Below are 7,683 nucleotides of genomic sequence, written 5' to 3' on the forward strand. Positions count from 1 at the left end.
AAAAGGACTGTTTTTTTTATTTGGGCTGAAAGCCCTGAAGTACCAATACCTAAGAAAAGATAATGGTGCCCGGGGCCTCGCTTTAACCCTTGTATTATTCAGTATCAATTAACCTCAGACCCCCTTTAAAATCAACAATCCCAAGATTAACCTTGTCTTAAATAGTCTTATGTTATACCATCTAATCACAATAACTATGTTGGTTTTTATGATGGGTTTTTAAATGCCGAAAATTACTAAAGAATTATCCGACAGAGCCGTTCGCTCGCTCGCATACCGAATTAATAAAACAGGTAAACCGATTAAGGCCCTTTATGCTGTAGGTGGCGTGAGCGGTTTAATGCTTCAATGTTCAGCACCAGTGAATGATAACAAAGTATTTGCTCGCAGTTGGATTTTAAGGACTGTAGTTGGTGAAAAAAGAAAAGACATTGGATTAGGTGGCTATCCTGAAATATCTTTATCTAATGCGCGCGTGATGGCCAGACACAAAAAACAATTGGTGCGCGATGGCATGGACCCTGTAGCAGAAAAACGTAAATTAAAACAAAAGCTAATTGACGAGCAATCCTCAGCCATTACATTTCACGACATTGCCAATGAATACATTGAAAAGCAGTCTAAAGAACTTAAGACACATACCCAAGTAAAAAAACTTCAATCACGATTAAACACGTACGTGATCCCGCATATTGGAAACATGATCATTCACGATATAAAGCGTTCTCACATCCTTAAGATGATCACTCATGAGAATCTATGGTTTGACAAGACAGAGACCGCCACACGCGTTTTAAACGCCACAGGGAAGATCTTAGACATTGCAACGGTTAAAGGTTTACGTGAGGGTACAAATCCTGCTCAATGGCGTGGAAATTTAGAGCTGACATTACCCAAGCCCAGTAAGATTGCAAAGGTCGTACATTACAAAGCATTGCCATACAAAGAAATAACGGTGTTCCTATCTAAATTAAAATCGCAAGAATGGTTATCTGCTCGCGCTTTAGAATTAGTCATTTACACCGCTTGCCGTAATAGTGAAGTAAGAAAAGCAGAATGGTCAGAGTTTGATCTAGAAAATGCGTTGTGGACAATACCTGCAGAAAGAATGAAAGCCGGTAAAGAACATAAAGTACCTTTGTGTGACAGTGCAGTGAAATTAGTCAAAGGTTTAATTCGAGACAGTGAATATTTATTTTCAAATTCTAAAGGTAATCCACTTACTGATGCGTCCATATCAAAAGCACCTAAACGGATAGGCTATGACGTCACCGCACATGGCTTTAGAAGTAGTTTTAAAGACTGGTCAACAGAATGTACCTCCTATCCTGATGAAGTCTCAGAGCTCGCACTAGCTCACGTTAACAACGATAAGACAAGGGCAGCATATGCACGCTCACAGCTCATCGACAAACGTCGTTTAATGATGGACGACTGGGATAATTACGTGAATGGAGTGGAGCAGTAATGCGGGAGATTAAAATAAACCATTGGAACGTGATCACATCATTGCTTGATAAAAAGATCAAACCATCAAAAGATCAAGTAATTTTAGCTCTTGAGAAAGACCCAGTAATAAAAGACTCGAGGATAAATGAGTTGATTCTATCAATGATCAATGGTGATAAAGGTGTGTTTGATGGCACTACAAAACGATTGAAGTTGATCCCGGCAGACGTGGCAATAAAAATATTAAAGCAAGATTATGGTGAGCAATCCGCAACAGATTTTAAAGCTAATGTGTGCGAGAAATATGGTATCAGCCATGATACGTTAAAATCACAATTAGAAAAATACAAAAAGTTTTTATTACATGATACACAAAATGGCAGTTAAAGTGCGTTGGAGGTTAAAAACCGCGTTTTTGACCGCCTGATACAATTAGTCATATTCACGATTATGCAGTCTCATTCAACTAAGTGAGATTTACAACATGATCAAACAATACCTTTCAGCAATCCAAGTCGCGGAACGTTATTCCGTTAGTCGTGCTACCGTTTGGCGGTGGTTAAAAGAAAATAAAATTCCTTCACCTAGCAAGTTTAATGGATCTACCCGTTGGAAAATTGCGGATCTTGTCGCGTTTGAGCAAGAAGGGAGAAATTCATAATGAAAAATATGACCGCCCCGACAGACGGCCAAACTTGCCAATTCAGGTTCAATAATACTACTAATAATGGTAGTGAACAACTGCCGAATGGTTCAGATGATAACTGGCTAGCAGATACCGTATCGATGCTAATTGAACAAGGCCATAGACCCATTCCAATGCATCAAATAGGAAACCCAATGCAATTCGGCGATGCTCAAAGATACCCATTAAGTGATAAGGCATGGAGTAAAGCAAAAACCGATATTGTTTCCGTTGCTCTTGATGATTTCATCTTACTTGATTATGACGGTAACAAAAAAGACAAGGAAGTTATACCACTTGAAGAGCTGCTATCAATCGTCGGTGGCGAGCCGTTATTGGTACAGCAAAATATTGATGGTGATTCTTTGCATTATTTTTATAAGATTCCGGATCATGTTGATAAAGAATCATTAAAACATTCTAATGATAACTGGTTGCCAGGCGTTGATGTTAAAACTAAAAACCAACTCATTCATATCAAAAAAGGTAAACTACTAATTGATGATGAATTACCCAAGAAGAACGAAGTTCCTGACGCCCCACAATGCATTATTGATGCCCTTACTATAGTAACGCCTGAATTTAAAGCGAAGCGCTTAGACAGCCGTACAAGCGCTACCAAAGCCAAAGAAATACTAGGTTATATTCGACCTGATTGTGATTATTCAATATGGATAAAGGTAGGTATGGGTTTACATGATGAATTCAATGGAAGTGAACAAGGATTAGCACTTTGGGATCATTGGTCGATGGGTGCCAATAATTATGCAGGTACATCATTAATTAATAAAAAATGGCAATCATTCGACGGCAACACAGGTAATCCCACCACGTTTGCAACTGTTTGTAGAATGGCAAGGGATGCAGGTGCAGACCTAAGCGCAATTGCAAAGAAGTACGATAAGGATGGTAATCTAAAGCCCGTTTACAGTGATGTAATTAAACAAGTCGATGTATTAACCCCAGAAAGTGAACCAGAGCAAGTGCAAGCCATTCTTGATTTAGTTAAAAGTTTGAGCTCAATCGAGCAAGGCAAACTACTACTATTAATAAAAAATAAAACTGAAATATCGCTCGGAGATTTAAAACGTGCGTTAAAGGAAAGCGAACAAAGCGAAGAACCTAAAGACCAATTGTCGTTGGCTAAACATGTCATTGACACATACACACCTGAAAATATCCTGGGGTCGTTAGGGGATGTTTGGACGTGGAACAATACCGGTGTATGGGCAAAGTTAGAGAATCGAAGTCTTAAACAAAAAATCCAAGACGTAATCCCTCAATTTATTGAGCCCGTTACAAGAACGTTAGTAGATGGAGTATGTGAGTTAATTAAAAATGAAGTTCATAAGCCGGATCATGAATTTAATATCGCAGGGACTGAAAGTGTTAATTGTTTAAATGGAGAATTAGTATTAGATGAATTCCTTGATTCATGGATACTCGAAGAACATAAACGCGAACATTACCGAACAACACAAATTCCCATTGAGTACGATGAACATGCTAAAGCACCTCAATTTTTAAAATTCATGTCTGATGTTTTTTCCGGTGATGATGATAAAGACGATAAAATTAAAGCCATACTCGAAATGATGGGTTATTCCCTAATGGCGCATTGCAGGCATGAAAAATTTATTATATTGATTGGTACTGGTGCAAATGGAAAATCCGTCTTGTTATCCATACTTGAGGCTCTGTGTGGATTTAAAAACGTTGCAGGAGTCCAACCCTCAAAATTTGCCAATCCTTTTCAACGCGGGCATTTATTCGGCAAACTAACTAATATCGTTACAGAAACCGAACAAGGTCAGATAATTGATGATGCAGCACTCAAGGCAATTACAACAGGTGAATTATCAACCGTTGAAAATAAGTATCAAGATCCATTCGAAATAAAACCTTTTGCGACGTGTTGGTTTGGTACTAACCACATGCCACATACTAAGGATTTTTCAGATGCATTATTTCGACGTGCGCTTGTGGTGAAATTTAACAATACATTTAAACCAGAGCTTGGTAATTGCGACCCCTTACTTAAGGAAAAGTTGCTGTCTGAGTTACAAGGTATATTAACATTATCGTTAAATTCATATGCTGAAGCAGTCGCAAATGGTTTTACGGTACCTGAAAGCAGTAAAATTGCACGTCAAGAGTGGCGCAAGGAAGCTGATCAAGCTGTCCAGTTTATTGATGAATGCACTGAGAATGATGAATATGGAATAGTCTCAAAGTCAGAGTTGTTTAAATGCTACCAATATTGGGCGGAAGAAAATGGAATCAAAAAAACGTTAACTCAAAAGGGTTTAAGGGAAAGGCTAATACGTTTGGAGTATCAAGAAGATAGAGACAAGAAGAACAGATACTTTAAAGGGCTCAAATTGATAAAGACTCCATATTTTTAAATAGAAAAGTATGGATGACACATGGTGACACTTATTTTAACTCTTATACGTTCTCAGAAAAAATAAAAGATTAATTAATTGTTTTTTCAATATATATAAAGGGTGGAATTATGTGTCATTATGTGTCATCAAGCATAAAGCAAGTGGAAATTTTAGCTTTATATGTCAATCTATCAATAATAACTAGACCTTCGTACAGTATTAATGGCGTAACCAAAGACTTAATATAGATTGTCGCTCGGTTTTAACGTATTGCAAAGATTGAACGATAGCCCAGCTAAAATTGTTGGGCTTTTTTTTTGATGTATATAAACGGTGAAATTATGTGTCACCAGTCATAAATCCAGTGGAAATAAATAGATGGGAAATAAAATACAAATATCCGCACCCCCTACCCCATTCAAGTCCGACAATGGTAACCATAATCTTCGTAAAGCCCATTATTAATAGTGGGTGTTATTATATTTTATTAAAAACCCATCATAAAAACCAACATTAACCCCATAAATACGATATAATTACCTCATTAATACATGGCAATTAGATCGTAGGTACACATGATACCAAACAAGTTCAAAGCAGGGTTTATAAACGAATTAGATGGGCGTACTAATATCGCGCAGGAAATGCGAGCGCGACACATGGCTTTAACTGATGATCTTGGAGGATCGGACAAACTGTCTTATCAACAATTGTCATTAGTTGAGCGTAGTCTATGGCTTGAGTACTTCCTAGCTGAGCAAGAAAAAGTATTGGCTACTGGTGGAGATTTTGACTCAGGTCGATGGACTCAGGCCGTTAATTCACTTCAAGGCATTTACGCTAAATTAGGACTAGATCGGGTAAGACAGGTAAAAAGTGTCGCTGATTACTTAACGGCTAGAGGTAATTAGTGAACATCATTGAATTTATGGATGATCCCCAGTTGGTAGGTGATCAGTTTATCAACCCCTCATGGCAATCATGGAGGTCTTTACTCGCAGGTTTTTACAATCTCAATACCGATGCCACCAAGTATTACTCGTTAACTAAACGTAAACCGTCGTGTAATGATTTTAGGGAACTATGGCTCGTTATTGGTCGTCGTGGTGGAAAGTCAAACATAAGCGCGTTACTGGCAGTTTATGAAGCGATCTTTAATAATCATAAAGACAAACTCAGCCGTGGTGAAGTAGCCACAATCATGGTCATTGCGAGTGATAGAAAGCAGGCCCGTACTGTTTTCAGATATATCAGTGCAATAATAAGAGAAAGTGAAATTCTGTCACAAATGTTGATCAAAGAATCGACGGACACAATCGAATTAAACAACCGTTGTGTGATTGAAGTAACAACCGCATCACTCAAGTCAACCCGTGGATACTCTGTAGCGTGTGCCATTCTCGATGAAATAGCTTTTTGGAATAGCGATGGTGCCAACCCTGATAAAGAGATTTTGCAGGCTCTACGTCCAAGCCTTGCGACCTTAGATGGTAAAGTAATTGCCCTATCAAGCCCATATGCAAAGCGTGGTGTGTTGTGGAATACGTTTAAAGGTTATTTCGGTAATGATGAATCAGACAGAATATTAGTAGCACAAGCCCCTAGTCTACTTATGAATCCATCACTTGACCCCCGTATAATTGAACAAGCTCGACGTGATGATCCTAGCGCAGCTCGTGCAGAATATGACGCTCAATTTAGAACTGATATTGAAACGTTTGTATCTGATGACGTTGTGGAGCGTTGTACACGTTATTCACCTTTAGAATTAGGTTTTCAACGGAATACACCTTATGTGGGTTTTGTTGATCCTAGTGGCGGTAGTGCTGATGCGTTTACTCTATCCATTGCCCACATGGAAAAAGGTAGAGTCATTATAGATTTAGTACACGCAATTAAACCGCCTTTTAGCCCCGAACAAGCAACAGCGCAACTGTGCGACATACTGCACAATTATCGCGTTGTATGCGTTCACGGTGACGCATATGCCGGCGCGTGGCCTGCTGAGCAATTCCGTAAGAATCGAATTGATTACATTCGCATTAAGAAACCCAAAAGTGAGCTATACAAAAACCTCTTGCCCTTGCTTAATAGTGAGCATATTGAGTTACCACCGAGTGAACAATTAGCGCGTGAATTATTAAATCTTGAGCGAAGAACAAGCCGAGGAGGCAGAGACACAATAGATCACCCCGTTGGTTTTCATGACGACCTAATTAATGCCGTTGCAGGCGTGGCAGAAGTCACAAAAACAACCGGCGCACCTACTCCAATCAAAGTCCATTTTTGTTATTAAGGAAATTATTATAATGAATGCTAAAAAGTTAATTCAAAACGGTTTATTAAACGCTATGACCGAGAACACTCGCACCACCTCAGAAGTTCAACAACTGTCAAAGTTATACCACAACCAATTTAACTCAATTGCTGAATCAGTCCGCAAAATTCAAGCCGATTCGACCCGTACACACAGTGAAAAAGCTCCATTATACAAAAAGGTATTAGCAAGAATTGATAACAACTTAGCTGATACCGCTGCGTTAATGGTGGACAACGTGGAGAATGCCAAAGGTAAATTACACCGAGATATAGAAACAACGTTGAACAGCGGCGACCGGATAACGCGTTTACACTTAGCAACTCACCTTCGTGATAATAAAAGCAATTTTCAACAATTGGTAAATGAAGATATACGATACTTGCAGGCGTCGAATGAATTCCCGAGTTCATTTTATGGCGTCAAAGATGATGATTTTAAGAATGTAACTAAGAATGCACTATATCGTCACAGACCTGAACTTAAAGCAATGACAGACACAGTCTCAAGATCTGAAGCACATTTAACGCGGTTAATTGACTACATGAACACCTTGAAAACAGGCACTAATTTATTATTGAATAATGAAGCGTTGGAAACACGCGTGGATGAAAATAATATTTAAGATTTACGCGCCGGTGTTCAAAAATTAATATGATATTGCCTCGTTGAACACTGGTGCAACCTAACACATTAACTAATGTTTGAACTATGGTTTTTATGATGGGTATTTGAATTAAACCTCGTGTAACCCTTATTCCTAAAGGAATAATGGTGCCCGGGGCCGGACTTGAACCGGCACACTCTTACGAGCGAGGGATTTTAAATCCCTTGTGTCTACCAAT

Annotated in this window: 7 protein-coding genes; all 7 read left to right on the top strand. The window is 38.7% G+C overall.

Going from position 1 to position 7,683, the window contains the following annotated elements:
* Positions 1–223 precede the first annotated feature (223 nt).
* On the top strand, positions 224–1,468 hold the full coding sequence (locus ACSHXM_RS20025) for a tyrosine-type recombinase/integrase (protein ID WP_435691870.1): 1,245 nt from the start codon (positions 224–226) through the stop codon (positions 1,466–1,468).
* Positions 1,468–1,836, top strand: coding sequence for a hypothetical protein (locus tag ACSHXM_RS20030; protein WP_435691872.1), 369 nt, complete (start codon positions 1,468–1,470; stop codon positions 1,834–1,836). Before ACSHXM_RS20025 ends, ACSHXM_RS20030 begins: the two co-directional genes overlap by 1 nt.
* A 97-nt stretch (positions 1,837–1,933) precedes the next feature.
* The gene (locus tag ACSHXM_RS20035; protein ID WP_435691874.1) at positions 1,934–2,110 is read left to right on the top strand and encodes a helix-turn-helix transcriptional regulator; all 177 of its coding nucleotides are present in this window, start codon (positions 1,934–1,936) and stop codon (positions 2,108–2,110) included.
* A complete protein-coding gene (locus ACSHXM_RS20040; RefSeq protein WP_435691876.1) occupies positions 2,110–4,539 on the top strand; it encodes a phage/plasmid primase, P4 family in 2,430 nt (809 codons plus the stop codon). The genes ACSHXM_RS20035 and ACSHXM_RS20040 overlap by 1 nt, the downstream gene beginning before the upstream one ends.
* Before the next feature lie 557 nt (positions 4,540–5,096).
* The gene (locus ACSHXM_RS20045) at positions 5,097–5,432 is read left to right on the top strand and encodes a hypothetical protein (RefSeq protein WP_435691878.1); all 336 of its coding nucleotides are present in this window, start codon (positions 5,097–5,099) and stop codon (positions 5,430–5,432) included.
* Positions 5,432–6,817 carry a terminase large subunit domain-containing protein gene (locus ACSHXM_RS20050; protein ID WP_435691880.1) on the top strand — a complete coding sequence of 462 codons (1,386 nt, stop codon included), beginning with the start codon at positions 5,432–5,434 and terminating at the stop codon, positions 6,815–6,817. Before ACSHXM_RS20045 ends, ACSHXM_RS20050 begins: the two co-directional genes overlap by 1 nt.
* 13 nt (positions 6,818–6,830) lie before the next feature.
* Entirely contained in the window at positions 6,831–7,463 is a 633-nt protein-coding gene (locus ACSHXM_RS20055) for a hypothetical protein (RefSeq protein ID WP_435691882.1), read from the top strand.
* The last annotated feature ends 220 nt before the right edge of the window (positions 7,464–7,683 follow it).

This window comes from Paraglaciecola sp., from assembly GCF_051252315.1.
Classification (GTDB): Bacteria; Pseudomonadota; Gammaproteobacteria; order Enterobacterales; family Alteromonadaceae; genus Paraglaciecola.

Bases quoted from the DNA above. Each gene is read 5' to 3' on its own strand.
- ACSHXM_RS20025 (WP_435691870.1), top strand. From the start codon at position 224: ATGCCGAAAATTACTAAAGAATTATCCGACAGAGCCGTTCGCTCGCTC.
- ACSHXM_RS20030 (WP_435691872.1), top strand. From the start codon at position 1,468: ATGCGGGAGATTAAAATAAACCATTGGAACGTGATCACATCATTGCTT.
- ACSHXM_RS20035 (WP_435691874.1), top strand. From the start codon at position 1,934: ATGATCAAACAATACCTTTCAGCAATCCAAGTCGCGGAACGTTATTCC.
- ACSHXM_RS20040 (WP_435691876.1), top strand. From the start codon at position 2,110: ATGAAAAATATGACCGCCCCGACAGACGGCCAAACTTGCCAATTCAGG.
- ACSHXM_RS20045 (WP_435691878.1), top strand. From the start codon at position 5,097: ATGATACCAAACAAGTTCAAAGCAGGGTTTATAAACGAATTAGATGGG.
- ACSHXM_RS20055 (WP_435691882.1), top strand. From the start codon at position 6,831: ATGAATGCTAAAAAGTTAATTCAAAACGGTTTATTAAACGCTATGACC.